25 protein-coding genes are annotated in these 25,832 nt (G+C 62.6%); 14 read left to right on the top strand and 11 right to left on the bottom strand.

Annotated features, from left to right (window positions below; translation table 11 throughout):
- Positions 1–15: 15 nt before the first annotated feature.
- Together QM588_RS18785 and QM588_RS18780 are read left to right on the top strand one after the other, a co-directional pair.
- Complete coding sequence (locus QM588_RS18785) at positions 16–366, top strand: VOC family protein (protein WP_283315547.1); 351 nt, start codon at positions 16–18, stop codon at positions 364–366.
- 164 nt (positions 367–530) lie between these two features.
- Positions 531–1,229, top strand: a complete 699-nt coding sequence (locus tag QM588_RS18780; RefSeq protein WP_283315545.1) for an excalibur calcium-binding domain-containing protein — start codon at positions 531–533, stop codon at positions 1,227–1,229.
- Here QM588_RS18780 and QM588_RS18775 read toward each other — a convergent pair.
- Positions 1,226–1,735, bottom strand: a complete 510-nt coding sequence (locus tag QM588_RS18775; RefSeq protein WP_283315542.1) for an O-acetyl-ADP-ribose deacetylase — start codon at positions 1,733–1,735, stop codon at positions 1,226–1,228. The two genes, QM588_RS18780 and QM588_RS18775, sit on opposite strands and share 4 nt — an antisense overlap.
- Positions 1,732–2,658: an ADP-ribosylglycohydrolase family protein gene (locus QM588_RS18770; protein WP_283315540.1), complete on the bottom strand. Its 927-nt coding sequence runs from the start codon at positions 2,656–2,658 to the stop codon at positions 1,732–1,734. Before QM588_RS18770 ends, QM588_RS18775 begins: the two co-directional genes overlap by 4 nt.
- A gap of 62 nt (positions 2,659–2,720) precedes the next feature.
- On the opposite strand from QM588_RS18770, the gene QM588_RS18765 reads away from it, so the two are divergent.
- From QM588_RS18765 to QM588_RS18730, 8 genes are all read left to right on the top strand, one after another.
- Positions 2,721–3,395, top strand: coding sequence for an NUDIX hydrolase (locus QM588_RS18765; RefSeq protein ID WP_283315538.1), 675 nt, complete (start codon positions 2,721–2,723; stop codon positions 3,393–3,395).
- A gap of 48 nt (positions 3,396–3,443) precedes the next feature.
- Complete coding sequence (locus QM588_RS18760) at positions 3,444–4,604, top strand: hypothetical protein (protein ID WP_283315537.1); 1,161 nt, start codon at positions 3,444–3,446, stop codon at positions 4,602–4,604.
- Positions 4,605–4,695: 91 nt separating this feature from the next.
- Positions 4,696–5,994, top strand: a complete 1,299-nt coding sequence (locus QM588_RS18755) for a T3SS (YopN, CesT) and YbjN peptide-binding chaperone 1 (RefSeq protein WP_283315535.1) — start codon at positions 4,696–4,698, stop codon at positions 5,992–5,994.
- A 91-nt stretch (positions 5,995–6,085) separates the two neighbouring features.
- Positions 6,086–7,105 carry an AurF N-oxygenase family protein gene (locus QM588_RS18750; protein ID WP_032364396.1) on the top strand — a complete coding sequence of 340 codons (1,020 nt, stop codon included), beginning with the start codon at positions 6,086–6,088 and terminating at the stop codon, positions 7,103–7,105.
- 61 nt (positions 7,106–7,166) lie between these two features.
- Complete coding sequence (locus tag QM588_RS18745; protein WP_283315532.1) at positions 7,167–8,765, top strand: FAD-dependent oxidoreductase; 1,599 nt, start codon at positions 7,167–7,169, stop codon at positions 8,763–8,765.
- A gap of 174 nt (positions 8,766–8,939) precedes the next feature.
- Positions 8,940–9,749, top strand: coding sequence for a hypothetical protein (locus QM588_RS18740; RefSeq protein WP_283315529.1), 810 nt, complete (start codon positions 8,940–8,942; stop codon positions 9,747–9,749).
- A gap of 90 nt (positions 9,750–9,839) precedes the next feature.
- Positions 9,840–11,156 (top strand): DUF2786 domain-containing protein, encoded by a 1,317-nt coding sequence (locus QM588_RS18735; RefSeq protein WP_283315528.1) that lies wholly within the window; start codon positions 9,840–9,842, stop codon positions 11,154–11,156.
- 20 nt (positions 11,157–11,176) lie between these two features.
- A complete protein-coding gene (locus tag QM588_RS18730) occupies positions 11,177–12,793 on the top strand; it encodes an AMP-binding protein (protein WP_283315527.1) in 1,617 nt (538 codons plus the stop codon).
- A 9-nt stretch (positions 12,794–12,802) separates the two neighbouring features.
- On the opposite strand, the gene QM588_RS18725 is transcribed toward QM588_RS18730, so the two are convergent.
- Both QM588_RS18725 and QM588_RS18720 read right to left on the bottom strand, forming a co-directional pair.
- Positions 12,803–14,398, bottom strand: a complete 1,596-nt coding sequence (locus QM588_RS18725) for an ABC-F family ATP-binding cassette domain-containing protein (protein WP_283315525.1) — start codon at positions 14,396–14,398, stop codon at positions 12,803–12,805.
- Positions 14,399–14,588: 190 nt separating this feature from the next.
- Positions 14,589–15,266 (bottom strand): SanA/YdcF family protein, encoded by a 678-nt coding sequence (locus tag QM588_RS18720; RefSeq protein WP_283315524.1) that lies wholly within the window; start codon positions 15,264–15,266, stop codon positions 14,589–14,591.
- 313 nt (positions 15,267–15,579) lie between these two features.
- Here QM588_RS18720 and QM588_RS18715 point away from each other — a divergent pair, with 313 nt between their 5' ends.
- Entirely contained in the window at positions 15,580–16,953 is a 1,374-nt protein-coding gene (locus QM588_RS18715) for a dicarboxylate/amino acid:cation symporter (RefSeq protein ID WP_027497711.1), read from the top strand.
- A gap of 60 nt (positions 16,954–17,013) precedes the next feature.
- Here QM588_RS18715 and QM588_RS18710 read toward each other — a convergent pair whose 3' ends face one another.
- The 4 genes from QM588_RS18710 to QM588_RS18695 form a co-directional block, all read right to left on the bottom strand.
- On the bottom strand, positions 17,014–17,409 hold the full coding sequence (locus QM588_RS18710; protein WP_283315523.1) for a hypothetical protein: 396 nt from the start codon (positions 17,407–17,409) through the stop codon (positions 17,014–17,016).
- A gap of 12 nt (positions 17,410–17,421) precedes the next feature.
- Positions 17,422–17,982, bottom strand: coding sequence for a DUF3558 domain-containing protein (locus tag QM588_RS18705; RefSeq protein ID WP_283315592.1), 561 nt, complete (start codon positions 17,980–17,982; stop codon positions 17,422–17,424).
- A gap of 73 nt (positions 17,983–18,055) precedes the next feature.
- Positions 18,056–18,745 carry a DUF998 domain-containing protein gene (locus QM588_RS18700; protein WP_283315521.1) on the bottom strand — a complete coding sequence of 230 codons (690 nt, stop codon included), beginning with the start codon at positions 18,743–18,745 and terminating at the stop codon, positions 18,056–18,058.
- Positions 18,746–18,882: 137 nt separating this feature from the next.
- The gene (locus tag QM588_RS18695; protein ID WP_283315520.1) at positions 18,883–19,914 is read right to left on the bottom strand and encodes a superoxide dismutase; all 1,032 of its coding nucleotides are present in this window, start codon (positions 19,912–19,914) and stop codon (positions 18,883–18,885) included.
- Positions 19,915–20,001: 87 nt separating this feature from the next.
- Here QM588_RS18695 and QM588_RS18690 point away from each other — a divergent pair, with 87 nt between their 5' ends.
- Positions 20,002–20,655: a DedA family protein gene (locus QM588_RS18690; protein ID WP_027497716.1), complete on the top strand. Its 654-nt coding sequence runs from the start codon at positions 20,002–20,004 to the stop codon at positions 20,653–20,655.
- A gap of 3 nt (positions 20,656–20,658) precedes the next feature.
- Here the strand turns inward: QM588_RS18690 and QM588_RS18685 are convergent, their stop codons facing one another.
- Positions 20,659–20,919 carry a LuxR C-terminal-related transcriptional regulator gene (locus QM588_RS18685; RefSeq protein WP_336620087.1) on the bottom strand — a complete coding sequence of 87 codons (261 nt, stop codon included), beginning with the start codon at positions 20,917–20,919 and terminating at the stop codon, positions 20,659–20,661.
- A gap of 174 nt (positions 20,920–21,093) precedes the next feature.
- Between QM588_RS18685 and QM588_RS18680 the strand changes: the two genes are divergently transcribed.
- Positions 21,094–22,338 carry a TetR/AcrR family transcriptional regulator gene (locus tag QM588_RS18680; RefSeq protein ID WP_283315516.1) on the top strand — a complete coding sequence of 415 codons (1,245 nt, stop codon included), beginning with the start codon at positions 21,094–21,096 and terminating at the stop codon, positions 22,336–22,338.
- 18 nt (positions 22,339–22,356) lie between these two features.
- On the opposite strand, the gene QM588_RS18675 is transcribed toward QM588_RS18680, so the two are convergent.
- The gene (locus QM588_RS18675) at positions 22,357–23,568 is read right to left on the bottom strand and encodes a Fic family protein (protein ID WP_283315514.1); all 1,212 of its coding nucleotides are present in this window, start codon (positions 23,566–23,568) and stop codon (positions 22,357–22,359) included.
- Between the two features lie 163 nt (positions 23,569–23,731).
- A complete protein-coding gene (locus QM588_RS18670; RefSeq protein ID WP_283315512.1) occupies positions 23,732–24,235 on the bottom strand; it encodes a hypothetical protein in 504 nt (167 codons plus the stop codon).
- Positions 24,236–24,317: 82 nt separating this feature from the next.
- Here QM588_RS18670 and QM588_RS18665 point away from each other — a divergent pair, with 82 nt between their 5' ends.
- Positions 24,318–25,820 carry an SAM-dependent methyltransferase gene (locus tag QM588_RS18665; protein WP_283315510.1) on the top strand — a complete coding sequence of 501 codons (1,503 nt, stop codon included), beginning with the start codon at positions 24,318–24,320 and terminating at the stop codon, positions 25,818–25,820.
- The last annotated feature ends 12 nt before the right edge of the window (positions 25,821–25,832 follow it).

The raw sequence follows: 25,832 nt of genomic DNA, 5'->3' as shown, positions 1-25,832 counted from the left end.
ACGGAGGAGAACGGCATGTTCAGACACATTTTCGCGGTCGTGGCGGTCCGGGACATCGATATCGCGAACGCCTGGTACGAGAAGTTGTTCGACCGCCGGGCGGGCAACAATCCGATGTCGACACTGGTGGAGTGGCAGGCCGCTCCCGGAGCATGGGTGCAGGTGACCGTCGATTCCCAGCGTGCAGGCTCGTCGCTGGTCAATGTGGCGGTCGACGACCTCGAATCGTTCGTGTCGGCTGCCCACTCGCGCGGAATCGACTTCGCCGACATCGTCGAAGCGAACAAGGGCGTTCGGCTGTCCACGGCCACGGATCTCGACGGCAATTCCATCACCGCTATCGGCGGTTTTCGCGAGCACTACTGAGCCGGGGCGTGCCGTCTCGGCTCGAGGTGTAACGACGCTCGCACGCGGTGCGACATGGTGGAAGGAAATGCGACCGCCCGGTTCGGAAGAACGTGGGGTTGCTCCCGTCTCGCGGACACCCTTCGCCGCGACACCGACACCCCGTGACCCGAGGACGATCCGACATGACCAGTGCCTACCCACCACCGTTCCAGCGCCCCGCACCCGAGCCAGCTCCTTCTCGACGCCCTCTCATCGGTGTGATCATTGCCTGTGGCGCAATCATTTTCGGTGCCGTCTTCTTGATCGGAGCGATCGCATCGTTCGAATTCGGTGCAGTACTCGTCGGAGCGTTGATGGTCGCCTCGGGCATCGCGTATCTGCGGTTGTCCCCCGAGCGTGGACGCAAGGGTTGGGCCGTACCGGCGATCGCTGTTCTTCCGGCATTGATCGTCATGGGAATGACGGGGGCGACCGAACCCGAGAAGGTGGCCGTCACCCCGGTCGCGGCCGTGCCCGCGCTACCCACCGTGACGACGACCTCCGCACGTCCGACGACCACCACACCGGCACCGACCACGACGACCACGGCCGCACCCACAACAGAGCCCGTCGCCGCGATCGTGGAAATACCGACGACGTCGGAGTACATCCCCGATCCCGAGCCCGTCTACATTCCCGAACCTGTCTACATCCCGGAGCCGGTGTACACACCCGAGCCCGTCTACACCGTTCCCGCGCCGTTGGCAGCGGTGCCGGAGAGCGTCTACTACGCAAACTGCTCCGCGGTGCGTGCAGCAGGCGCAGCCCCTATCTACGCCGGCGACCCGGGATACGCGAGCAAACTCGACCGCGACGGGGACGGGGTCGGCTGCGAGAACTAATTCACCATCCGCTGTGTCAGCTCGGCAGCCTCGCGGGAGTATGCGACGAGCATGACGAGGTCCACGGATGGCCGCGCTGACTTGACTGCAAGGACCTGTCGAGTGATGGCGTCGTGCATCGGCCAACCGTAGGACCCGGCCGAAATGAGCGGAAAGGCGATGGATTTCAGATTCATCGACGCCGCCAGCGCCAGGCTGCGCTGGTAGCACAGGCGTAGTAGTTCGGATCTGTCTTCGTTCTTCGAATAGCGCGGGCCGACGGTGTGGATCACGCAACTGGCGCGCAACCTGCCTGCGGTGGTGGCCACAGCGGCACCGGTGTCGAGGCCGTGGGGCAAGGTGGTGGCCCGCAACGCCTTGCATTCCGCGAGGATCGTGGGACCCCCGGCCCGATGCAGCGCGCCGTCCACCCCGCCACCGCCGAGGAGTCGGGTGTTGGCCGCATTGACGATCGCGTCTGCGGCCACCTCGGTGATATCACCATGCACTACGTCGATGAGCGTCATGCGTCGTCTTTTCTCTCGGCGATCGCGATGGCGATGCGATCGAGGTCGTCGGCGCGCAGCCCCGGGTAGCCGTGGACCAGCTCGCGCCACTGCGTCGGGACCGCCGACGCGCCCCTCCGTGCACCGAGAAGTCCGCCTGCGATCGCGGCGGTGGTGTCGGTGTCCCCGCCTGCTCGGACACACAGTTCGAGCGCGGCAGGAAGGGGCAACGATGCGTCTGCCGCGCGATGTATCGCCCACCAGGCCGTTTGGAGCGCGTGCACGACCCAACCGTTCTTCGGGAAGTCGGTCGGCTCGCCCTCCCGAGCGCTGTCGAGCAGCGGCTGCCAGAAGTCCCGGACATCGGGTTCTTCGTGGCGCAGGAAGTCGGCGATACCGTCGTACGTTCCGTGTAGCACCGCGTGCCGGATCGCGTGCGACCACAGTTGACATGCCTGACCGGCACGAGGATCGGAGTGGGTCAGCGCGCTGATCCGCTCCGCAGCAGCCCGGCATCCGGTCACGTCGTCGAGATAGGCCAGCGCGACGGGCGCGGTCCGCATCAACGAGCCGTTTCCACCGGCCCGGCCGGTCAGCGACGCCGCGACCGCGGCCATCTCCGATCCGGTGCTCGCTCTCTGCGACAGCACTTTCCGGGTCTGATTGCCGACGTCGGGAGGATTCACCGCGAACCAGGCGCGGAAGTTCGCTGCCACCTCATCGACGTCTCCGCCGATCTCGAGAGCGCTCGCAACGCAGAGTGCCATCGACGTGTCATCGGTCCATTCCCCCGGGGCCCAGTCGAACGCGCCGCCGCCGATCATCGCAATGGCAGTCTCCGGCGTCGGATATCCGAATTCATACCCCGCTCCCAACGCATCGCCCACTGCAGTGCCGAGCAGCACCCCACGCGCCCGATCCCGCTGATTGTCGGTCAAATTCATTCGCTACCCCTTAGATCGTTGTTGATCTAACAATAGATCAGACTTGCGCTAAGCTGCAACCCATGACGTGGACGGACCGAGACGGCAAGGCTCTGACCGATTACCCGCGCCCTTCGGTTGCGGTCGATGTCGCGGTCCTGACGGTCCGTGAACAGCAGCTACAGGTCGTTGTCGTGCCCTCGGAGCGGGGCCTCGCACTTCCCGGAACGTTTCTGCGCCCGTCGGAAACCCTGACCAAAGCCGCCGAACGCGCACTCGAGTCCAAGGCGAACATCGTCGATCTGCGGTTCCACCAGCTCAAGCTCTTCGACGAGCCCGGCCGCGACGACCGCGGTTGGGTGCTGTCGATGGCGCACGGCGCAGCAACACCGAGTCGATCACTGCCTGCGACAGCCGAATCGGTCGCCATCGACGGTGTGGTGCCGGGCTCGACACTGGCGTTCGATCACAGCGAGATGGTCACCGAGGCAGTACTGGACCTACGAGCTCGCTACGCGCGAGAGATCGACCCTGCAGGATTGCTAAATTCCACCTTCACCCTCCTCGAACTGCGATCGCTGTACGAGATCGTCTTCGATCGCGCGTTCTCCAAAGACACGTTTCGCCGTCACGTCATCTCCGCGCTGGAAGGAACGAGCACGACGACGACGGCAGGTGGCGGTCGCCCGGCCGAGCTGTATCGCCGGGCACCCGATGCTGCACTCGCCGCTTCTGCGGACTCGTTCCTTCGCGGCTAGAGGCGTCACGCGACGAAACCGGACATGTCAGCGGATAAGCTGCGAGCCATGGGATCGAAGCGGCCTGCCAACCGCGGACAGAAACGTGCAGAAAAGACCAAGGCCCGGCAACGGCGTCACCAGCAATCTCGGCCGGCACCGACCGGTGTCGTATCCGAGCGGATCAGCGATCTGATCGACGGTTTCGTCGAGTGGCTCGACGAGAGCGAGATGTCGGAGCAGGCCGAGGCAATCTCACGGTTGGTGTCGTCGACACTGACCCAGTTGTCCGGTGCGCGCCAGGGGTTCTCCCCCAGCGCGTGGATTCCCGCCGATGCGCACCTGCTGGTGGATGCTGCAGAACGCATCCTGCAGGAGGAATCGGAGACCGCCGAGGACACGGCGGTGAACCTCGTTCTCACGTCACTGCAGTATCTGACGTTCCTCGACGAGACCGATCTGTGGGACGGCAGCCCGGAGGACTACGCACACTGCATGCAAGACCTCTCCGATTTCCTCGAGGGTGACGAGCCCGACATGCTCGACGCAGACGACATCGATCTGCCGAACGTCTCGCTGGACCAGGAGCTCGCGGCCATTTCGGCGCTGCCGCTGTTGCCTGCGCTCGACGACATCGTTGCGCGCGTCGCCGACGGATTGGCAGTGGCGGACGACGTCCATCTACGCACCGCCGTCGATCCGGCTCCGCTCGACCCCGCCGGACTCATCGAGTCCTGCGACGTAGCAGCCGTCGATTACTGGTCGACGGCCATCGCGACCGAACTGGTCCGGATCGACGGCGACACGGCCAAGCCCGGTGACAACGCCCCGTCTCTGGCCAAGCGTGAGGCGGAGACCGTTCATGAGCTGGTTGCCGAACACGTCCGAGTGCAGCTGTCCGGAGACGCCGACGACCCCGACGTGTCCCGTTCGCTGGCCAACACGTTCGCGGTTCAAACGCTGCTGGCGGCGATGACCGACGAGCTGCCTCTGAACAACGAGGGCGAGGACTACGCCGACCTCGAAGGTGAGGATCTGCGGACGGCGCAGCTGATCGACCACCGGGTCCGATCTCTGATCGAACAAGGCATTCTCGTGCGAATCGAAGAGGTCCTGGCGGTCCCACATGCGCTGCGTCCCGCTGTCCTGGACGGCGTGGCCGAGGCGCACCCTTTCGGGGCGCTGGACGAAGAGACACACGAACCGCTCGAGGACTCGGCGTCGTCGTGAACGCACTCGCGCGTGCCGAAACTCTGTCGGTGCTCGCCACTAGCGTGACCGACGCCGCGTTATCTCAGCGCGATTCGGGTAAGGAGCCGACATGAGCGATTCACTCGAGTTCGACTTCGACGTCGACTCGGCATGGATGCACTTCCAGCGCCGGCTCGGCGAGTACGTCAGCGCCATGCGCGACGGTGACGCCTTGGTGATCGAGTCTCGGTACGACAGCACGGACGGCGTTCCGGACACCGCGGCCTGCGTCCAGTTCTACGCCTGGGATCTCGACATGGTTCGCTGCGAGCTGCCCACCAACGAGCACCTGCACAGTAGTCGTGCTATCACCGACGCTCAGCGAGAAGCGCTGAATGCGTTGGGCTTTCGGACATCTCGGGATTCCGAGCCGACGCCACCCCACGTCGACCGCAACCGTTCGTGGTCCGATGATCTGGCGAAGAAAACGGTCGCGGTGTTCCGCGATATCTGGGGCCTGCCGCACCCGTCCTTTCTGAGCTCGCGGGCCACCGGACGGTACGACGTGCCGAGCTTCGAGGCCACCACCGAACCCGTCTCGGCAGTCGTTCCACTGTGCGTGCAGCCGAAAGGGAAGGACCACCTGCAGCAACTGGTCGACCGTGCTCTCGAACCCTGGTTCGGCTTTCCACCCGATCACGACCCCGACGGCGACATTCCACTGAGATTCGTCAACGGCACCGCATACGTCACGGTCAAATCCACCGAGCCGGTCGTGGAGATCAACTCGACGTTGGTGCACGCGGTCACCGGACGCACTCGCGCGGCCGAGCTGCTGGTCGACCTCAACGTGCAGCTTCCGGATGTGATGTTGCACCTGGTCCAGGACTGCATCGTGGCGCAGGTACGTGTCAGCGGATCACCGTTCGTCGCCGATCACCTGCTGTGGGCGGTCCGGATGCTCTCGCACGTGTGGGAACAGGTCGACGAGAAGTTCGCCGAGGACTTCGGGGGCAGGCTCGGGGAACCGACCCCGCCGACCCTCGAGAGTGACGATTTTCCGGACGGTCTGCTCGCGTTGATCGAGCTGATCGCGGATTCGCCCGATGCTGTCGAGCCACGCACCGTTCTCGAGTGCTGCTCTTCGGACCGTGACGTGGTCGTGTCGTATCTCCGCATCAGCGCCGAGCAGGAGGCGTCGTGGCGCGGCATGGCGGTAGCTGCAGACCTGGGCGACGAACAATGCGACGTGGACGAGGCGGACCGCGAGGCCGCGAACTGGGGCCGCACAGTGACTGCCTTGCGAGAGGTGCTGCGAAGCACCCCCGAACAGGTCACTCCGGTGGTCGATCCGTCGGCGATCCAATTGCAACTGTTCGAGACCGACGAAGTTGCGGAGGTGTCCGACGAGCGTTCGGACGACCAGTAGCGCCATCCGGGTAGAAAAATCTCGACACGCTTCCCTTTCGTGTTAACTGGGGTTACATTAACTCCATGTTCGCACCACGTTTGGAGAAGCCATGACACTGACGACCGGCACCACGTCCGTTTCGGTGGACATCGACGCCACGGACGAGCAGCAGTACAACGAAACACTCACGTTGCTGTCCGAGGGGTCGGTGCACAAGCATTTCGATCCTTACGTCGACATCGACTGGGAGTCCGAGAAGTTTGCGGTACCAGCCAACGATCCCCGCTGGGTACTGCCCGCCAAGACCGACCCCATCGGTGGCCATGACTGGTACAAGTCCCTGCCGCTGGACCGGCAAATCGAGATCGGTATGTGGCGTCAGGCCAATGTCGCCAAGGTCGGCCTGCAGTTCGAGAACATCCTGATCCGCGGCATGATGCAGTACGTATTCTCGCTGCCCAACGGTTCGGCCGAGGCACGCTACTGCACCCACGAATCCATCGAAGAGTGCAACCACACCCTGATGTTCCAGGAGATGGTCAATCGAGTGGGTTCGGACGCTCCCGGCATGAGTCGACCGATGAAGATGCTCTCGCCCTTCATCCCTTTGTTCGCGACGCTGCTACCCGAGTTGTTCTTCGTCGGGGTCCTCGCAGGCGAGGAACCCATCGACCACATCCAGAAATCGGTGCTCCGCTCCGGCGAAGAAATCCATCCGATCATGCAGAGCGTGATGGCCATTCACGTGGCCGAAGAGGCTCGCCACATCTCCTTCGCGCACCAGCTTTTGCGTCGTCGTGTGCCCAAGATGTCCAAGATCGGACGCTTCCTGCTGTCGCTGGCCTTCCCCGTCACGATGCGCATTCTGTGCGACGTCATCGTCATCCCGCCGAAGAAATTCTGGACGAAGTTCGACATTCCGAAGAGCGTCAAGAAGGACCTCTTCTGGGGAACCGAGCAGTCGCAGCACGCTCTGCAGGACTACTTCGGTGATGTGCGCATGCTGGCCACCGATACCGGAATGATGAACCGGGCGGCTCGCCTGATGTGGAAGCTGTGTGGAATCGACGGCAAGGCATCACGTTTCCGTAGTGAGCCGGACCGCAGCTCCAGCCAGTTCGCCGCATAGCCCTCTCGACACCCCACGCGCCAGTTATCCGTACAGCAGCGCCCGCCGTCAGGAACCCCACATGCCCCACGTCGTCACCCAATCATGTTGCAGCGACGCGTCGTGCGTCTACGCGTGCCCCGTCAACTGCATACACCCCACCCCCGACGAGCCGGACTTCCTGACGGCGGAAATGCTGCACATCGACCCGCAATCGTGTGTCGACTGCGGTGCCTGTGTGTCGGCCTGCCCGGTGGACGCCATCGTTCCCCAGGCCAAACTGACCGAGGCTCAACTTCCGTTCCTGACCATCAACGCCGACTTCTACAAGCAGGAGCGGCCGCCACGGCCGATTCTGGCTCCGGTCACGCCGGCCGCCTCGGTGTCGAGAGATCGCCAACCGCTCCGGGTGGCGATCGTCGGGTCCGGACCGTCAGCGATGTACGCGGCCGATGAGCTGCTCACGCAGCCGGGGGTCAGCGTCGATGTCTACGATCGGCTTCCGCAACCGCACGGTCTGGCACGCCTGGGCGTTGCACCCGACCACCAGAAGACGCGTCAAGTGTCACGGCTGTTCGAAACTATCTCGGCGCAAGAGGGATTCACCTATCACCTCGGCGTCGAGGTAGGAAAAGACGTGACGCACGACGAGTTGATGGACACCCATCACGCCGTGATCTACGCGGTTGGAGCGTCGTCGGATCGCGAACTCGGTATCCCCGGAGCCGAACTGCCCGGGCGCACGTCGGCGACCGACTTCGTCGCCTGGTACAACGGCCATCCCGATCACGCTCACCGCACGTTCGATCTGTCACACGAACGCGCAGTCGTCATCGGCAACGGCAACGTCGCACTCGACGTGGCCCGGATCCTGACCATGGACCCCGACGCACTCGCCGCGACCGACATCGCCCCCCACGCCTTGGAAGCGCTGCGCCACAGTGCCATTCGAGAGGTGATGGTCGTCGGTCGGCGCGGCGTGGCGCAATCCGCATTCACGGTGCCCGAATTCGCGGGACTGCTGACCGTCCCCGATATCGATCTCACCGTCGATCGCAGCGAGCTCGCACTGGATCCGGTGACGGTACGACTGGCCGGCACCAACGACCTGCCTCACGCGGTCGCCCAGAAGCTGCAACTGCTGCGGCACGTCGACGAGTCACCCGAGCACATCGACGGCCGAAAGCGCATCACGCTGCGCTACCTGCTCTCCCCCACTCGAATCCTGGGCACGGATCGGGTCACCGGCGTCGAGTTCGAGCGCATGGGTCTGACCGCAGACACCGACGATGTGGTGCGCAGCACCGCCACCGGCGAGAACGAAACGATCGACACCGGCCTCGTCCTCACCTCGATCGGATACCGCGGCGTCGCGCTGCCAGGAATTCCGTTCGATCACGCAGTCGGCATCATCCCCAACCTCGGCGGCCGCGTCCTCGAGGAAGTGGGCGGATCCCCGTCGACCGGTACGTACGTCACCGGGTGGATCAAGAGAGGACCTTCGGGCTTCATCGGCACCAACAAGTCGTGTGCTCAGGAGACCGTCGGACATCTGGTCGACGACTTCAACGCAGGCCGCCTGACCGATCCGATCGATCTGCCGAGCGCATGGACGGCGAGCTCGGGTCGAGGGTCGCTGCGTCGCTCGAAAAACAGATTGCTGGCACTGCGCCGATCCTGACCGCTCGGCTCCGACACCCCACCCGGTCGGGATCAATGCGACTGTCAGTCGTTCTGAGTGCAACAAAGCCACATTCATCCGGTCCGGGCGTGAGGTTGAAGCGACGACCATCGGGGTAGATTGGGGTGTATCGGCCACCGATTCGCGGCGGGCCAACACCTCGAGGAGACCGAGATGCCGGGCCTGCGTCGCATCACAGCCACAGCTGCTGTCCCATTTGTCGGAATTGCCATGGCGCTCGCGTGCGCCGCACCGGCGCGGGCTCTGCCCACACCGGGCGATCTGGCAGATGTGCCGGCGCGGACGTCGATCTCGTACGAACACGTCCCGACGGGTACGTACGTCGGCAGCGCAGAGGACAATTCGGCGCGCCCGGGGTTGTCGACGGTCAAGCTCTACATGGCCGACTACGTCGTGCGCTTCGGAGACGGTTCGCCGCGAGATCGCGACCTGGCCGCACGCATGGTCCAAGTCAGTGACGACGGTGCCGCCTCGGTACTCGACAACAAATATCCCCAGGCCATCGATTCGACGGCAACGGAGTTCGGGCTCACCTCTACCTCGCGGGGCGGTTTCTGGGGCAGTTCCTACACCAGCACAGCCGACACCGTGCGATTCCTGGCGGCCAAGAAGCGAACAGACCCCGCCAGCCCGGTCCTCGGCTGGATGAACTCCGCCGCACCGGTTGCAGCCGACGGAACCGTGCAGGACTGGGGCACCCAGCAACTACCCGGCGTGACCGGTAGCAAATGGGGATGGGCCGACGACGGATCGAGCGTGGTTGCGTCCGCGTCGATCGGTGACGAATTCGTCGTGGCTTCCAACACGTATGGACCGCGCCGCTCACAGACCGACGACGTCCTGGCAGCGCTGGGCGGCGTCGAGTTGACGGCACCGCCCGCTGCTTCTCCTGTACCGAACCTTCCCGTGATTCCCGGCCTGCCGTCGGTGGAAGAACTGCTGCTGATGCTCGCTCCTCGCTGACATGTTCGAATAACTTGTCGGACCCCTCCCCTACTCTGCGATTCACCGAAAAGTTCGGGGACCACACCGGGGGACGTGGAGGGGACGACGATGAGTCGTATCGATCTGGACAGCTTTCAAAATTTTCACCGCACCGGTCAAATCCGGCCGGACACGGATCCGGTTCGCCTCGTCGAAATGGGCCTCGACTACGCCACTCGAGGGTCAGGGTGGAAGGCGTACGTTCGGCTGGTTGCAGACCGTCTCGCGAAATTCGAGTGCACGCCCGAAGTCGATCCTGCGTACGCCGTATCAGCACGGATACTCGACCTCTCTGTCGACAGGTTGTTCGAGATCGGTTGGCAGCCGGCCGAACTCGCGCACGCTACTCGAAAGATGGCCGGGGGCGCGGCCGGGATACTCGTGGTGGAGGCGATCGCCACCCATGCGGGGCGTTCCTCTGCCCTCACCAACGCACCCGATTCCTGGCGAGAGCAACTGATCGATCTGAAAATCGATTCCACCGCAGGCGTGTCCGTCGACCGTCTCCGGAGGTGGTGTGCGAGGCCTCGGGTCTCCACGTCCGACTCCTGGAACACGGTGTTGACCGTCCTCGGTCATACGACCTCACTGGGTTCACTCGACAAGCTGGTTCCCATTCCATCGCAGTGGTCGTCGGTTCGATCCTCGCCCGCACCGTCATCGGCCCGCAAGAGTGGCGTCTCGGATTCCAAGATGCTGGGCAAGATCCGGGGGTTACTGGCAAAGGCGGAGTCCACCCAGTTTCCAGCCGAGGCCGAGGCGTTTTCGGCGAAGGCTCAAGATCTCATGACCCGCTATGCCATCGACCATGCGCTGCTCGAGTCCGACAACCCGCGCGGTTCGATCGGCGACGTAACCACCCGCCGCATCTTGGTCGACAGTCCGTACTCGGAGGCCAAGTCTCTTCTCCTGCACAGTGTTTGCGAAGCAAATGGTGCCCGAACCCTGTGGTACAAGCGATTCGCTCTGGTCAACATCGTCGGGCTCGAAGTCGATCTGGATTTGTGCGAGCTGCTGTTCACATCGCTACTCGTGCAGTCTTCTCGCGCACTCGACGAACTTGCCGAATCACCGGAAGCCCGAGGTCGCAGCTTCAGGAAATCTTTTCTGATCGCGTACGCCCACCGTATCGGCCAGCGCTTGCTGGAAGCTCGGGAGCGAGCTACAAAGGCGGCGTCGGAGCATCACGGTAGCGCCTTGCTGCCGATCTTGGCCGAGCGCAGCGATGCCGTGAACAAGGCATTCACGGCCATGTATCCGTCGACAACGGAGGTGCGTATCGAGGCACGCGATCATGCGGGTCGACGTGCAGGCCGTGCCGCCGCCGAACGCGCCGACCTTACCGGTGGGCGCGAACGTATCGACAAATCAGATCTGGCCTCGTAGTGCGCGCTACATTGGCTGACATGACCGGTCTGGATACTCCGCTGACACCACTTCGCTTTCTCGAACGCGCTGCGGAGGTTCATCCCCACAAGATCGCCGTAGAGGATGGTCCGCGCACCTTCACCTACGAACAGTTCGCCGCCGCCGTCACCCGGCTCGCGCATGCACTGCGCGCGTCGGGGGTCGGCCACGGCGATCGGGTGGCCTACATTGCGTCGAACTCGGCAGAGCTGCTGTTCGCGCATTACGCGGTGCCACTGGCCGGCGCCGTTCTGGTCGCCATCAACACCCGGCTCTCACCGGACGAAGTTCGGTACATCTGCGATCACTCCGGTTCGGTTCTGTTGGTGGGTGATTCGGCACTGTTGGCCGGTCTCGGAACGGACCCCATCGCAGATTCGGTCACCGAGATCGTCGAGACCCCCTCGGCGGACGGCACGTACGACAGGCTGCCGCACACCACGCGATACGACGCGTTCCTCGAACGGGGCACGAACGAACCGATGGAGTGGGAGGTCGACGACGAGACGTCGACCATCACGATCAACTACACCTCGGGCACCACCGGTCGACCCAAGGGCGTTATGTACACCCACCGCGGTGCTTACCTCAATTCCCTGGGAGAACTTCACCACCAGGGATTCGGGGTCGACACCCGATATCTGTGGACTCTGCCGATGTTCCACTGCAACGGGTGGTGCACCACGTGGGCGGTCACGGCCGCGTCCGGCACACACGTGTGCCTTCGCGGAGTGCGCGGCGACGCCATCTGGTCGGCCATCGACAACGGCGTCGATCACCTTGCCGGTGCGCCGACCGTGTTGACCACTCTCGCCACTGCTGCAGAGGCACATTCACTCGATCGACCGTTGACCATCGTCACTGCGGGAGCTCCTCCGAGCCCGACGATCATCGCCAAGATTCGAGCATTGGGAGCAACGCTCGTACACGTCTACGGCCTCACCGAAACCTACGGTCCGTATTCGGTGTGCGAGGCGAAGCAGGAATGGCTCGAACTGGACGCCGACGAACAGGCCCGTCGCTTGGCTCGACAGGGAGTCGGCATGCTCACTGCGGACCGTTTACGGGTGGTCCGCGACAAGCCTGGCCCCGGTGGGGTTTTGATCGATGTCGAACCCGACGGCACCGAAATGGGTGAGATCGTCATGCGCGGCAACAACGTCATGAAGGGGTATTACAACGACACGGCCGGAACGACACAGGCTTTCGCGGGCGGCTGGTTCCATTCCGGTGACCTCGGGGTGATGCATCCCGACGGCTACGTTCAGCTACTCGATCGCGCCAAGGACGTCGTCATTTCCGGCGGCGAGAACATCTCCACCATCGAGGTGGAACAGGCACTGGCGAGCCATCCTGCCGTCGCGGATGTTGCGGTCATCGGGGTGCCCGACGACAAGTGGGGAGAGCGGCCGAAGGCGTTCGTGGTGCTGGTGCCCGGCGCCAACGTCTCGGAAGCCGAGCTCGTGGCGCACGTGAAATCGGCCATCGCGTCGTACAAGGCCCCGCGCAACGTCGAGTTCATCGTCGAGCTGCCGAAGACATCGACCGGCAAGATCAGGAAGAAGGAGTTGCGCGACGCCGAGTGGGGCACGTCCGCGTCCAAGATCAACGGATAGCCACTCCGGTCACGCCATCTGCACACCGGCGATTTCGGTGACGCCGCCCTTGCCGTCGAACGACAGCTGCCGAAATGCCACCTTCTCGACGAAGAACCTGTCGTGGCTCACCAGAATCACCGCGCCGGGAAAGGCCATCAGCGCACGTTCGAGTACCTGAGTGCTCTGCAGGTCGAGGTGGTTGGTGGGCTCGTCGAGCACGATGACGCCTGCGCCGAACAACAGGCACTGCGCCAATGCAACTCGTGCCTTCTGGCCTCCGGACAGAACGCCGATCTTCGACTTGAGATCCATCTCGGAGAACTGCAACAACGTGAGGAAGCGGTGTACTTCTTTCTTGGTTGCTGTCAGCGCGAGACTGCCCGGCATCGCGTTGACCGAGTGCGACACGGTGTCGTCGAGATCGAGATCGGCGAGCACCTGGTTGTAGTAGATGAACGACGGTGCCTTGGTCTTCCATTTGATCTTGCCACTGTCGGGGTGCTCGGCACCGACGAGGATGTCGACCAGCGTGGTCTTTCCGCATCCATTGGGTCCGGTGATGGCGATACGGTCACCGCGGTGCACGGTGAACGAGATGTTCTCGAAGAGTCGTTGGTCGCCATAGCTTTTCGAGATTCCCGTGATCTCCGCTAGGTTGTCGTGCACATGCAAACCGCCGTAGATGGCGGTGACCACCGTGTCGACAGGTCGTGGACTCTTGCTCTTCTTGATGTTCGCCAGTCGACGTTTGAGCACCCCGCTGGGGTTCTTCACTGCTTCCTTGCGATCACTGATCGCTTCTTGCTCGTAGGCCAGCAGCTGCTGTTCGTTGCTGAATTCACGTTCGAGGTTCTTGAGTCGAAACTGCTTCTGCTGAACGTATTCCGAGTAGCTACCGTCGTAGGTCTGCAGGTGATGGTTCTCGATTTCGACGATGCTGGTGACGACCTGCTCGAGGAACGCACGGTCGTGCGAGACAACGAGAAGCGCACCGCGGAAATCTCGTAGCCACCGTTCGAGCCACGCGATTCCGGCGACATCGAGGAAGTTCGTCGGCTCGTCGAGGAGCAGGACGTCGGGGGCCTCGATGAGAATCTTGGCCAACGCAGCGCGGTTGCGCCAACCACCGGACAGCCGATCGACGGGGAGCTCCCGTCGTTCGGCGTTGAATCCGAGCATCGACAGCACCGTGTCGATCTGCTGGTGGTAGGTCCAACCGCCGCTGTTCTCCATGGCGTCGAGCAGTTCGGCTTGGCGATCGACGAGCTTGTACATCTGCTTCTCGTCCAGGTCACCGCCCAATGCGGCCTCGACCTCGGCCAACTCGGTCTCGATTGCGTGGACCGCCCCGAACAGCGATTCGAGCTCCGCTTGAATGCTGCGATCGCCGTCGAGTTCGGAGAACTGCGAGAAATACCCGATGCGAGCGCCCTCGGTGACGTCGACGGTTCCGGAATCGGGTGTCTCACGCCCGAGGAGAAGCTGTAGCAGGGTGGTCTTGCCTGTGCCGTTGCGGCCGATCAGACCGATGCGATCGCCGTCGGCGAGACGAAAGAACACCTCACGCAACATCACCTTCTGGTCGTATCCCTTGGCAACGTCGTTCAAGCGAATCCAGCTCAAGCGTCCACTCCTGTAAAGCACGGGGTTCGCTGAGTCGTCGAACCGACTCGCTCACTCTAGTCGCGTATGTGCGAACGCTCCGCGTCGCCGATCAGGTCGACGAGCCGCGGATCAGCTCCCGGACTCGAATCACCGACGCCGATCGGCGTCATACTTCGCGATCAGAGGAGCGGATCTCCCACGGGCACACTTATCGCCCGGTGATTGTCGCAAGTGAATCGTTCGGCGGAGACACGACGACTGGATCGCGTCCGGACCACAGGTCGAGCACTGCCTTGGGGCGCGCCAACAACTCTCGCGTGTAGTTGCGCACCACGGCCAGCGTGTTGCAGTCGATGCAGTCGGCAGTCACGCCGTCGACCTCCAGATCCATGTCCTCGCACAGCGCCACGGCACGGGAGACATGAAGGGGTTGACTGATAATGAGTCCACGTTCGACGCCGAACGTCTCTTTCGCGCGGGCGCACGTGTCGTAGGTATCGATGCCGTGGTCGTCACCAATGATGACGTCAGGGTCGATTCCATGCTCGATCAGGTACTCGGTCATGGCCTGAATCTCGTTGCCGGAGTTGCCGTCTGCGTCTCCGGAGACAAGGATTGCCTTGATCTTTCCTGCGTCCATCAATTGGATGGCGGTGTCGAGCCGACCGGCGAGAAAGCGCATCGGCTTGCCGTCGCGCACCTGGGCACCGAGAACGATCCCTACCGGCGCGTCCGGTGCGTCGTCGACGTCGTAGACCTTGCCCGCCGTCGCGTACGCAACCCATCCGGCCGACGCCAGAACGACCGCGACCAGCGCTGCGACAACAGCGCACATCGCTTGTAGTAGTCGCCGAACCAGTCCTCGAGGCTTTGCTGTCGTACTCATGATCTCGTTTCGTCGGCTGCGGAAACTCAACGTAGCTCACGAAATCGGCGAACCGTCGATCGCGCAGCGCACCCTCATCGATTCCACAGTGAACCCTCAGAAGAACCCTGCCCGTCGCGGCGATTGTCGGACGAGTACCGTCTTACCAGTGAATCCGCTGCTGACCTCTCGACGCTACGTCGACTTGCGTCTGCAAGCCAGCGCTACCTGTTGACGGTCCTCTAGACCGCAACCTCTCCGTCGGGCACATCGTCCCGATGAGCACTCTCTCGCCCACCTCTGTCGGCGTCTCTTCTTTTCGAAAGGCATCACCATGTCTGCGCCCAGCGCTACCCGTACGCGCCGTGTCCCTACCTGGGCAACCGCGTTCGGTCCACAAATCGTTGCCGGTCTCGTACTCGGTGTCGTGTTCGGGCTGATCGCTCGATCGATGCCCGACGCGGCCGACGGCAACGAAAACTGGTTGGTCGGTACCCTCTCGACCATCGGTTCGAGCTACGTCAAGCTGCTTACCGTCGCGGTCATTCCGCTGGTCTTCACGGCCATCGTCAGTTCCATCGCCAATCTTCGTGAAGTCACGAATGCTGCGCGTCTGGCTATCCAGACGTTGTGGTGGTTCGCCATCACGGCGTTCATCGCAGTGATCATCGGCATCGTCATCGGTCTGGTCGCTCAGCCCGGATCGCGGACCAGTGCTGGGGCGGACTCGGCAGGAGATCCGTCCAGCGTCGGGTCTTGGTGGTCGTTCCTCACCGGTTTGGTGCCGAACAACTTCCTTGCGCTCGGCGCGAAGACCACGGTTGCCGAGAGCGGTACCGCGACCACGTCGTTGAGCTTCAACATCCTGCAGTTGCTGGTGATCGCCGCAGCCATCGGCATCGCAGCACTCAAGGTCGGCAAGAAGGCCGAACCGTTCCTGGCCTTCAACGCGTCACTCCTTGCGATCGTGCAGAAGGTGTTGTGGTGGATCATTCGCCTCGCGCCGATCGGCACGGCTGCTCTGATCGGCAATGCTGTGGCCACCTACGGCTGGGACGCGATCGGTTCGCTCGGGGTGTTCACCGTCTCGATCTACGTCGGCCTCGCTGTCGTGTTCTTCGTGGTGTACCCGTTGATCGTTCGTGCACATGGTCTTTCGGTGCGCGCCTTCTACTCGGGCGTGTGGCCCGCGACGCAGCTCGGTTTCGTCTCGCGGTCGTCGATCGGCACTCTGCCTCTCACCGAGCGTGTCACCGAACGCAACCTCGGCGTGCCGCGTGAGTACGCCTCGTTCGCGGTACCGCTCGGGGCGACGACGAAGATGGATGGTTGCGCGGCAATCTATCCCGCGATCGCAGCACTGTTCGTCGCGCAGTTCTACGGTATCGACCTGACCATCACCGACTACCTGCTGATCATCGTCGTGTCTGTGATCGGTTCAGCTGCAACAGCAGGAACGACAGGCGCGACGGTGATGCTGACTCTTACACTGTCGACCTTGGGACTGCCTCTCGCCGGCGTCGGCTTGCTGCTCGCAGTGGAACCGATCGTCGACATGGGCCGTACCGCGGTCAACGTCACCGGCCAGGCTCTGGTGCCGACCATCGTCGCCAAGCGCGAAGGCATCCTGAATCTCGAGCGCTACAACGCTCCGCGAAACGGCGATCCCTTCGTCGACGAGGAAGCCGAAGTGGAACTGGCTCGCTAGCAAGACGTCTCGAACGATCGATCCCGACGACCAGGTAACTGGGTCGTCGGGATTTTTCGTCTATCGCGGAGGCGACAGTGCTTCGACCGATGCCGCGGTGGCACCGTCCACGGCCTCGACACTCGCGAAATAGTGTCGAAAGAACTCGCGCATGGTCTTGATGATCTCGATCTGCTGCTTGATCACAAAGCGAGCGGAGCCTTCTTCGCCGACAGCAAGGCGATGGAATTTGGCTCCGAGTTGTTGAGCTGACGGCAGGTTGCCGAACGACTCAGGCCTCGACAGACCATTGGTCATCTCGAGCATCCTGGACAGGTCGAGCAAATAAATCTCGCATGCCCTGTCACACCGCTGGGCAACGTCCGATTCGACCGAGAGCTCGCCTGCGGAGGCTCGGTCCCGCAGCATCTGCCAATGAATGAGGTTGTCGGTGAGTCCGAACGATCTGTCGGTCATGCGTCTACTTCCTCACTTCGGTAGGTGCAGCTCGAGCTCGATTGCGTGCTCCATAACCTCTTCGCACGGATCACCCAAGGTGTCTTCTGAACCAATCGTGTCCACCACGAAAATGATCAGATTTCCGTTCACGTCAAGTGCGATGTCACATCCAGTCGGCGGGTTTCCTTGGTAGTCGGAGTTGTATTGAACTGCGTCACGCGAGCCGACCTGGACTGAGAGTTGCCGCTCGTTCTGTGGGCTACGCAGATACTCGTCGATCGAGTTGATCGACGACATGACGGACAGGTAGTGCCAGGCCTCCGGCCCTCGTGCATCCCACGTGCAGTTCTTCCAGCCCGGGTATGTCGTGATTCCTGCGAAGTCCGGCCGCTCAGTACTCACGTCCAAGCCGCTTGCTGTCACCGCAGATTTCGGGATAGTGCATGGATCGAATGGCTCTCGTGGGCCCGGTGCCGCTACCGCCGACGTCGAGGTGTCCTCGCTCGCGACCGGGCTTCCATTCGTCGAGCCGGCGCATCCCGTCAGCAACAGCACCGCGCTGCACGCCACAGCAATTCGACGTCCAGACATCACACGCATTCGTTCAACCTCTCGACGCCGACGGCACTGACGGGTTGGACGCACGCAACGCGCGATCGGTTCCCTAGGCGGGCTGCGAGGCCTCGATCTCCTGTGACTTCACGGAAGCAGGACTCCCACGTTCGGCTGCCCACACCCACAAGGCCAGCGAGATCAAAGCGATCACTTCGGCAACGACGAGTACCCGCTCCACGTATCCGAGTGTGACCACCCGATACCAGGGTCGCGTGCCGACGGCACCGACAACGAGTGCGTATGCGATCGGCAGCAGCGTGCAGACGGACAGCACGCTCAGCCATAGTGTCGTTCGTGCCCGGACAGTCCATGGACCCTGACGAATCCAGGGCCGCGAGAACGCGAAGACCGCGACGGGGATGCTGACGAACGCCACTGCCGCACCGAGTCGATGGATCGTCCCGCCGAGGCTCAGTGACGCGTCGTTCGACCAATCCTGCTTCGGCACGGCGACAACGGCAACAAGGCCGATAGTCCACAACACCAGACACAAGGACGCTACCGAGGTGGGTCGGGTGAGCCGTTGTCGCACCGCGGCCAGCAGAGTGAAAGCAGAACCCAATGCGAGCAGGACGACCCCGATCGAGAACACCCACTGCTCTGCGCCGAGTCCGTATTCACTGATCGTGCGCCGAAGGTGCGAAGGCGTCTGCAATGCAGTGTGAGCATCGAGAACCAGAACGACCAGCGCTCCCAACACGATCGACACGGTGCCGACCTCGGCCGGACGAATCGACACGAAGACCCCTCTCACGGACGACGTCGGTCGCGTCCGACCTCCATGGTGCCCGAACCGTTGCTCGAACCCCCTTGGATCGTTGTGCGCGGAAAGTCGGTCTCTGCTACGAATTTCCGCGCACATGCGGCGAAGCCGCTCTACTCGGGAACAGAGCTGACGGTGAACGGCTCGACGGGTTCTCCCCCACGCTTGTCGAACTGACTGTTGACCACCAGTAGTCGATCATCAACTGCTGCAACGGTGGTGGGGTAGGCGAACGATGCGTCGGTGATCTCGCCTGTGACCGCGCCGGTCCTGCCGTCATCGTCGAGATCGACCTTCGAGATCAGACCGTCCCGATTGCGGACGACGTACAGCGTGTCGTCGTCCATCTCCATCCCGTCGCCGTTCATGAGCGTTGCTCCGCCGAGATCGACCTGTGTGACCTCCTTGGAAGTCTTGTCGATTCGATACAGGTTGCCGGTACTCGATTGCACGACGATCAGCGCCGTCTCATTGTCGTTCTCGACGATGCCGTTCGCGTTGAAGCCGTCTCCGTATACAAACGGAGTGCCGTCGAAACTCACGAACGTTTGCAACGGAGCGTCCTGCGTCCCAGCCACGATCTGATCGAAAGGAATGCGGTACAGCGCCGGGCTGCGTGAGTCCGTCACAAAGGCATCGCCGTTGTCGGCAATCGCAACGTCGTTGAGGAACGTCGCGTCGGTGCCGAGACCGTTGATGAACGTGGCCACCAGATCACCGGAATTGGCGTCGTACACCCACACCTTGCCTGTCGCTCCACCGGCGATCACCAAGTAATCGGGCCGATCGTCGTCATCGGTGACATCGATCCCGGCAGCGCCGGTGCGTCCGTCCGCACCGCCGGGCAGGAACACCGATACATCCGGCGATCCCACGGTTCCGCGGAACACGGCACCGTCGGAAGTGGAGGTGACGTAGAACGTGTCGTCGGCGGCGGTGATGCCTTCGGGGAACACTCCTGTGCCCGGCAGGTTGTAGACGCCGGCGTTCGATGGGCCGGATGAGGCCGACACGGACGACGACGCCGGAGCTGACGGTTCAGTGGGAGCGGAAGCGGGGGTCGGCTCCGAATCGGAGGACCCGCAGGCACCCAGCACGAGTGTGGCGGCGGCAACAACGGGCAGTACCTGGAGGGCTCGTTTCACCCTCGCAAGTGTTCCATATGTCTCAATTTCTTGGCATTTCTCCTGGTGAGCAGATTTTCGGTCGAGACGTTTCGTACAGTCGTAGTCATGAGTGAGCTCTCCACCCTTGCCGCGACCAGCACTGAACTCGGCGGAATCGCCGGGTGGGCGGTGAGTTTGATGGAGGCGATCGGAGGTCCCGGTGCCGGTATTGCCGTCGCTGCCGAGAACTTCTTCCCGCCGCTACCCAGCGAGATCATCCTGCCGTTGGCCGGCTTCACCGCATCTCAGGGCGGGATGACGCTCTTCGGTGCATTGTTCTGGACGACGGCGGGATCGGTGCTCGGCGCTCTGGTTCTCTACTGGCTGGGCATCAAACTCGGACGTGACCGGATGTACGCCATTGTCGAGAAGATGCCGTTCGTCGGAACCGAGGATCTGACGAAGGCCGAGGACTGGTTCACCAGACACGGTCGATCGGCGGTGTTCTTCGGCCGCATGATCCCGGTCGTTCGCTCGGGCATCTCGATTCCGGCCGGTGTGTCACGGATGCCGGTACTGCAATTCACGTTGTACACCACGCTCGGCAGCCTGATCTGGAACTCGATTTTCGTGCTGGCCGGATACTTCCTCGGCGAGAACTGGCACTACGTGGAGAACTACGCCTCCGTGTTCCAGTACATCGTGATCGGCATCGTTGTGGCGCTGATTGCGTGGTTCGTGGTGAAGAAAATGAAGTCGCGGCGCGTCGAGGTTGAGTGAACCTCACAGATCGTCGATATCGATGAAGCCGTCCTGCAGAGCCCTCGCCAACAATGCCGCTTTGGTGGGTGCCGTGCGCCCCACCGCGGAGTACTTGGCTCGGATCCGGGACAAGTGGGTGTTCACGGTCCCCATCGACAGATAGAGCGCCCGCGACGCCTCCGACTTGGAATCGGACACCAGCCATGTGGTGAGCACTTCGATTTCGCGAGCGCTGAGCCGCGGACCGGGCGTTTCGCCGATGTGGATGTCGAGAACTGTCATGGAAATCCTTGATTTCGGGTGCCTCCGCTGTCCCGGCGGCACGAACACAGCACATGACACCGCACTCTCTCCGCTAGGTCACTCCGACTGATGACCGAGGTTGCTCTCACCCGACAGTGAGTACTGTCACCGGCACCGTCACGGTCGGTCTCCACCTCGGTAAAGTCCGTCCCCATGAACGAGCTCGACGCGACTGCCACCCATTTCGTCGAGGCGGCCGTCACATTGTTGGTCGCGGATCCTCGACGAATCCTCGACCGCGGTATGCGCATCGAAGACGTCGTCCACGCATCCGACTCGTCGACAGCGACGTTCTTCCGCAAGTTCAGCACCAAGGCCGACTTCCTCGACAAGGTGGTCGAGCAGCTGGCCCGGACCTCGCTGCCCACCGACGTCCACGAAACAATTCGCAGCCAGGTGACGAACAACGGTGCATCGATTCGCTCGACGGTGACGGCACTCGTTGCGCAATACTTCCCGGCAATCGTCGACCGGAAGAGCATCACCGAGTCTCTGCTGGACCACGTTTTCGGCGGGCCGTCGTCGCCTACCCTCATAGGTAATTACCGCGTCCGGGACGAAGCCGTATTGGGCGCGTTCGAGGCATTATTCGATTCCGACGGTGGGGCCTTTCGCCGTCCCTTCACGGCCCGATCGTTCGCAGTGACGGTCAACGCAATCATCGATGGATTTCGCCTCCGCAGTCAGGCGGACGCCGCGTCCGTATCGGCCGATGTGATGTCCGACGCGGTGCTTGCCTTCCTCGGGGCCGTCGTCGACACGTCCGGACGTCATCAGCACCTCGACGACGTGGGGGAAGTCGATTCACCGGGTGAGGAACGCCCGCTTCCGCGTGATCCTCGCGCTGCGATCATCACAGCTGCGCGCGACGAGTTCGGAAAGCGTGGCTACTTCATGACGCGGATGGACGACGTCGCCGACATCGCAGGAGTGCCGAGGACGGCTTGCAAGACTCTGTTTCCGACCAAGCCGTCCGTCATCGTTGCAGCCCTGCAGAATCGAGTCGATCATCTTCGCGAGTCGGTAGCCGACGACCAGTTGCTGGGCCTCGACGAGCTCACGATTCTGCGACATCACCTGCTGCGGTGTGCGCAGCTCGCCGCCGACGAACTCGAATTCATGGACGCTCTCCTCGTGGCCGTCGCACACGACACATACGGCGAGCCGGAGGGGTTGATCTCGATCAAGGAGAAACTCAACCTGCCGGCAATCATCGGGCCGGTCATCGCGCGGGGTCAGGACAGCGGGGTATTCCGAAAGAGCTCGAGCCCAGTCGATCTCGCAGCAGGCATCACCAATACTCTGCTGATGCGATGCTTCACACGACGACAGAACAGCCCACAGGACAACGCGAACTTCGTCGCCGAACTTCTCCTCGACGGTCTCGGCGTGCACTGAGCATCGACCGAGTGCGTGTCATCGGACCCGCCGGATGCCGTCCGCGAAGTCGTCGAGCGCGGCAAGGATCTCCTCGGCCTGCCACACCCTGTTTCGTCGCCCCTTCGACGTCTGGTGCAAAATTCCCACCTCGGTCAGCTTGTCGATTGCCCGCTGAGCCGCAATCTCGCTGACGGCGAATGTGTTTCGTACGTAGCCGTTGTCGACGACCGGTTGCGCCACCAGAGCGTCGAGGAGTTTCCACACAACCGAGTCGCTGCGTGCGACGACGCGATCGGTGTACTCGGTTCTGACGTGGGCCAGCTCGTCTACCAATCGCCGCCCACCTTCGACGGCGTGAAACGTGGCAGCGGTGAGGCTTCGCACGATCGCCTCGACATCTCCGTCGCGGTAGGCATCCAGACTTCGGAAGTAACCTGCGGTGTCGGTGAGGAGCCCGGCAGACAGTGGAACCGTCACTCGCTCCGTCACTTCCGCCCTACGCAGCATCGCGTGGACTATGGCTCGGCCCGTTCGCCCGTTTCCGTCCGTGAACGGGTGAAGCGTTTCGAATTGCGCATGCGTGACGGCGATATGCGGGATGACGGGCAAGTCCGAACGAGCTGCGAACTCGAACAGGTCGGCAAGTGCACCCGGAAGCCGGTCGTGGTGCGGTGGAACGAAAGCGGGACGGTGCGGGCCTCTGTCCGATCCCCCGATCCAGACTTGCTGAGTTCGCCATTGCCCTGGGAACGGATCACCGTTGGACTCCATCAGCGATCGGTGCATCTGAAGCACGCTTGCTTCTCCGATCGATGATCCGACCTCGAGTGCTGCTTCCATCGCACGGACGTTTGCCGACACGATCGAGGCGTTCCGCGTTGTGGGCGCACCCAATTCGGCGAGTGCAAGTGCCCTGGCTCCCACGGTCAGATTCTCGATCTGCGAGGACGCCGAGCTTTCCGTCCGCAACAGAATCGAACTCATGGGTGCAAGTTTTACCGACGAACCGAGCCGCTCAGAGGCATAGTGGTCGAATCGAACGATCTCACGGAGGGCGTCCTCCGACTCCGCGATCAGCTGCGCAGGCAGGTTCAGCTCTACCTCTGCAATACGCGGCGGTACAGCTGCTCGATAGTCACCCTGATGCAGCCGCCTCTGGGCGCGCGACGTGTACGAATCGGCGACACACCACGGCCGGCTCTCGAACTCCACCGCAGGCCAGGATGCACCGGCCCCACCGTCTGCCATTACGTGAACATACCAAACCTTATTTGTATATAGTTTGGTATGGCCCGCTGAACCGCACGATCGGCACGCTCGGACAGTGTCGAGATGAAGGTAGACTCCGCCGATGGCAGCCACCTTTTACAGTCAGGCTCGAAGCTGGCCATGGTGCAGCCGCTCCCCTGAGTCAGTCCTTCGGAATACGGTATCGACTCCCCATGAACGCGAAGGCCGCATATCCCAGAATCACCACCACATAGAGCACGGTCGGCACCACGAACACCCACGCGTTCACCGACGCACCTGTGGTCGTGCCCGCAACGACGCAGATCCAGGCGAACAGCAGTGCGGAGGCGACTCCGATCCAGTCGAGGTCCTCGGAAATCTTGCGGTTCAGTTCGGGCCGATTCTCGGGGGCAGTCCAGTACTCGTGCAGTCGTCGACTCGGCAGGTTCACCATCTGAGCCGGAAGCTTGGGCAGCCACCAGCCGACGCTGACGAACAACCCGATCATGACGAATCCGGTACCACCCATCGTGAGGAGGAAGGAGAGCTTCGAATCCATCCGATCCACCTGACCGGAGCCGTCGAAATGTGCAGGAATCTCGGTGCCCGCGGTGACGGCGACCCACACGAGGCTACCCACGAAGACGAGACTGGACAGCAGTAAGGCAGCGCGCGAGAACTTCATCCCCGTTCACTTTAATGCCTCCGGCAGTGGTGTGGTTGAGTGCCACAGAAGGAACCTATCCGCACCACTGCCGGAGGCATCGATGCCCAACAACGAGTTCGGAGACTTTCAGACTCCGATCGAGTTGGCGCGCGCGTTGGTCGACACCCTGCCCGGTCGCGACTGGACCCGCGTCCTGGAACCCACGTGCGGTGTCGGGAATTTCCTGTCGGTCATGGCCCGGAGTCATCCCGAAACAGAGCGCGTCGGGATCGAGCTGCAGCCCGAGTATGCCTTCTCAGCAGCACAATTCGGCAGGATCATCACAGCGTCGATCTTCGACTTCGATCTGGCCCGAGGTATCGAGTGGAGTTCGGGGCCCGGCCCGACCCTCGTGATCGGCAACCCGCCGTGGGTGACCAACTCGCAACTGTCGGTGCTCGATTCCGCCAATCGACCCGCCCGCATGAACACCAAGAACGCTCGCGGTATCGAGGCCATCACCGGCAGCTCCAACTTCGATATCGCAGAGTTCATTTGGGTCAAGTTGCTCACCGAATTCGCAGATCGCCCCGCAACGGTCGCGATGATCTGCAAAACCCAGGTAGCTCGAAACGTTCTGCTGCACTGTGCTCGGCATCAGCTTCCGGTGACCGGTTCGAGCGTACGAATGATAGATGCGAAGAAGTGGTTCGACGCAGGGGTCGATGCCTGCTGGTTCGTTGTCGAACTCGGGCCGGGCCAGGCCGACTACACCGCAGAGACATTTCCGAGCCTCGATGCGGTGCAGCCGGACAACAGAATCGGAGTCGTTGACGGCCAACTGGTCGCGAATGTCGATGCATATCAGCGCAGTAAGCAGTTCGACGGTGCGAGCCCTCTCGTATGGCGGCAAGGCATCAAACACGACGCCACAGCGGTGATGGAGTTGGCCGAGAAGGGTGGTCCGCGAACCAAACTGGGAACCGGCGTGGACATCGAAGCCGACTACCTGTTCCCACTCTTCAAGTGCACCGATGTCTACCGCGACAAGCTGGACTCGGTGTCAAGGTGGATGATCGTGCCGCAGTCGCATACCGGTGACGACACCGAGCTACTTGCGTCGACTGCACCGAAGCTGTGGAAGTACCTGACCGACAATGCCGCCGTCCTCGACGGGCGGAAGTCGTCGATCTACCGCAACAGGGCCCGCTTCTGCATTTTCGGTGTGGGCCCGTACACGTTCGCGCCGTACAAGATTGCGATCTCCGGGTTCCACAAGATCCCACAGTTCAGGATGGTCGGTCCCTACGACGGCAAACCAGCGGTGTTCGACGATGCCACCTATCTGCTCCCTTTCGAGGACCCCGCAGCCTGCTCCGTCGCGCACGCGTTACTGACCGGGCCCGAAGCCACCGATCTGATTGCTGCTCTGGCATTCTGGGACAGCAAGCGGCCCGTGACGAAGAAGCTCTTGCAGCGCATCGACCTCGCGGCGATCGCCCGGGCGACCGACCCCGTCGTACTGAGTGAGCGTTCCGCAGCGGCGGCAGCGGCGCACGGTCCAGTGTTCGAGGCAGCATCGCTCACTCGTGCAGTCGATCTCGCGAGGGGCAAAAAGCTGTGACTGTCGATCGTC

Source organism: Rhodococcus sp. IEGM 1354, from assembly GCF_030056855.1.
Classification (GTDB): Bacteria; Actinomycetota; Actinomycetes; order Mycobacteriales; family Mycobacteriaceae; genus Rhodococcoides.
The sequence above is the reverse complement of the archived record's forward strand: the minus strand, read 5'-3'. Positions and strand labels throughout refer to the sequence as shown.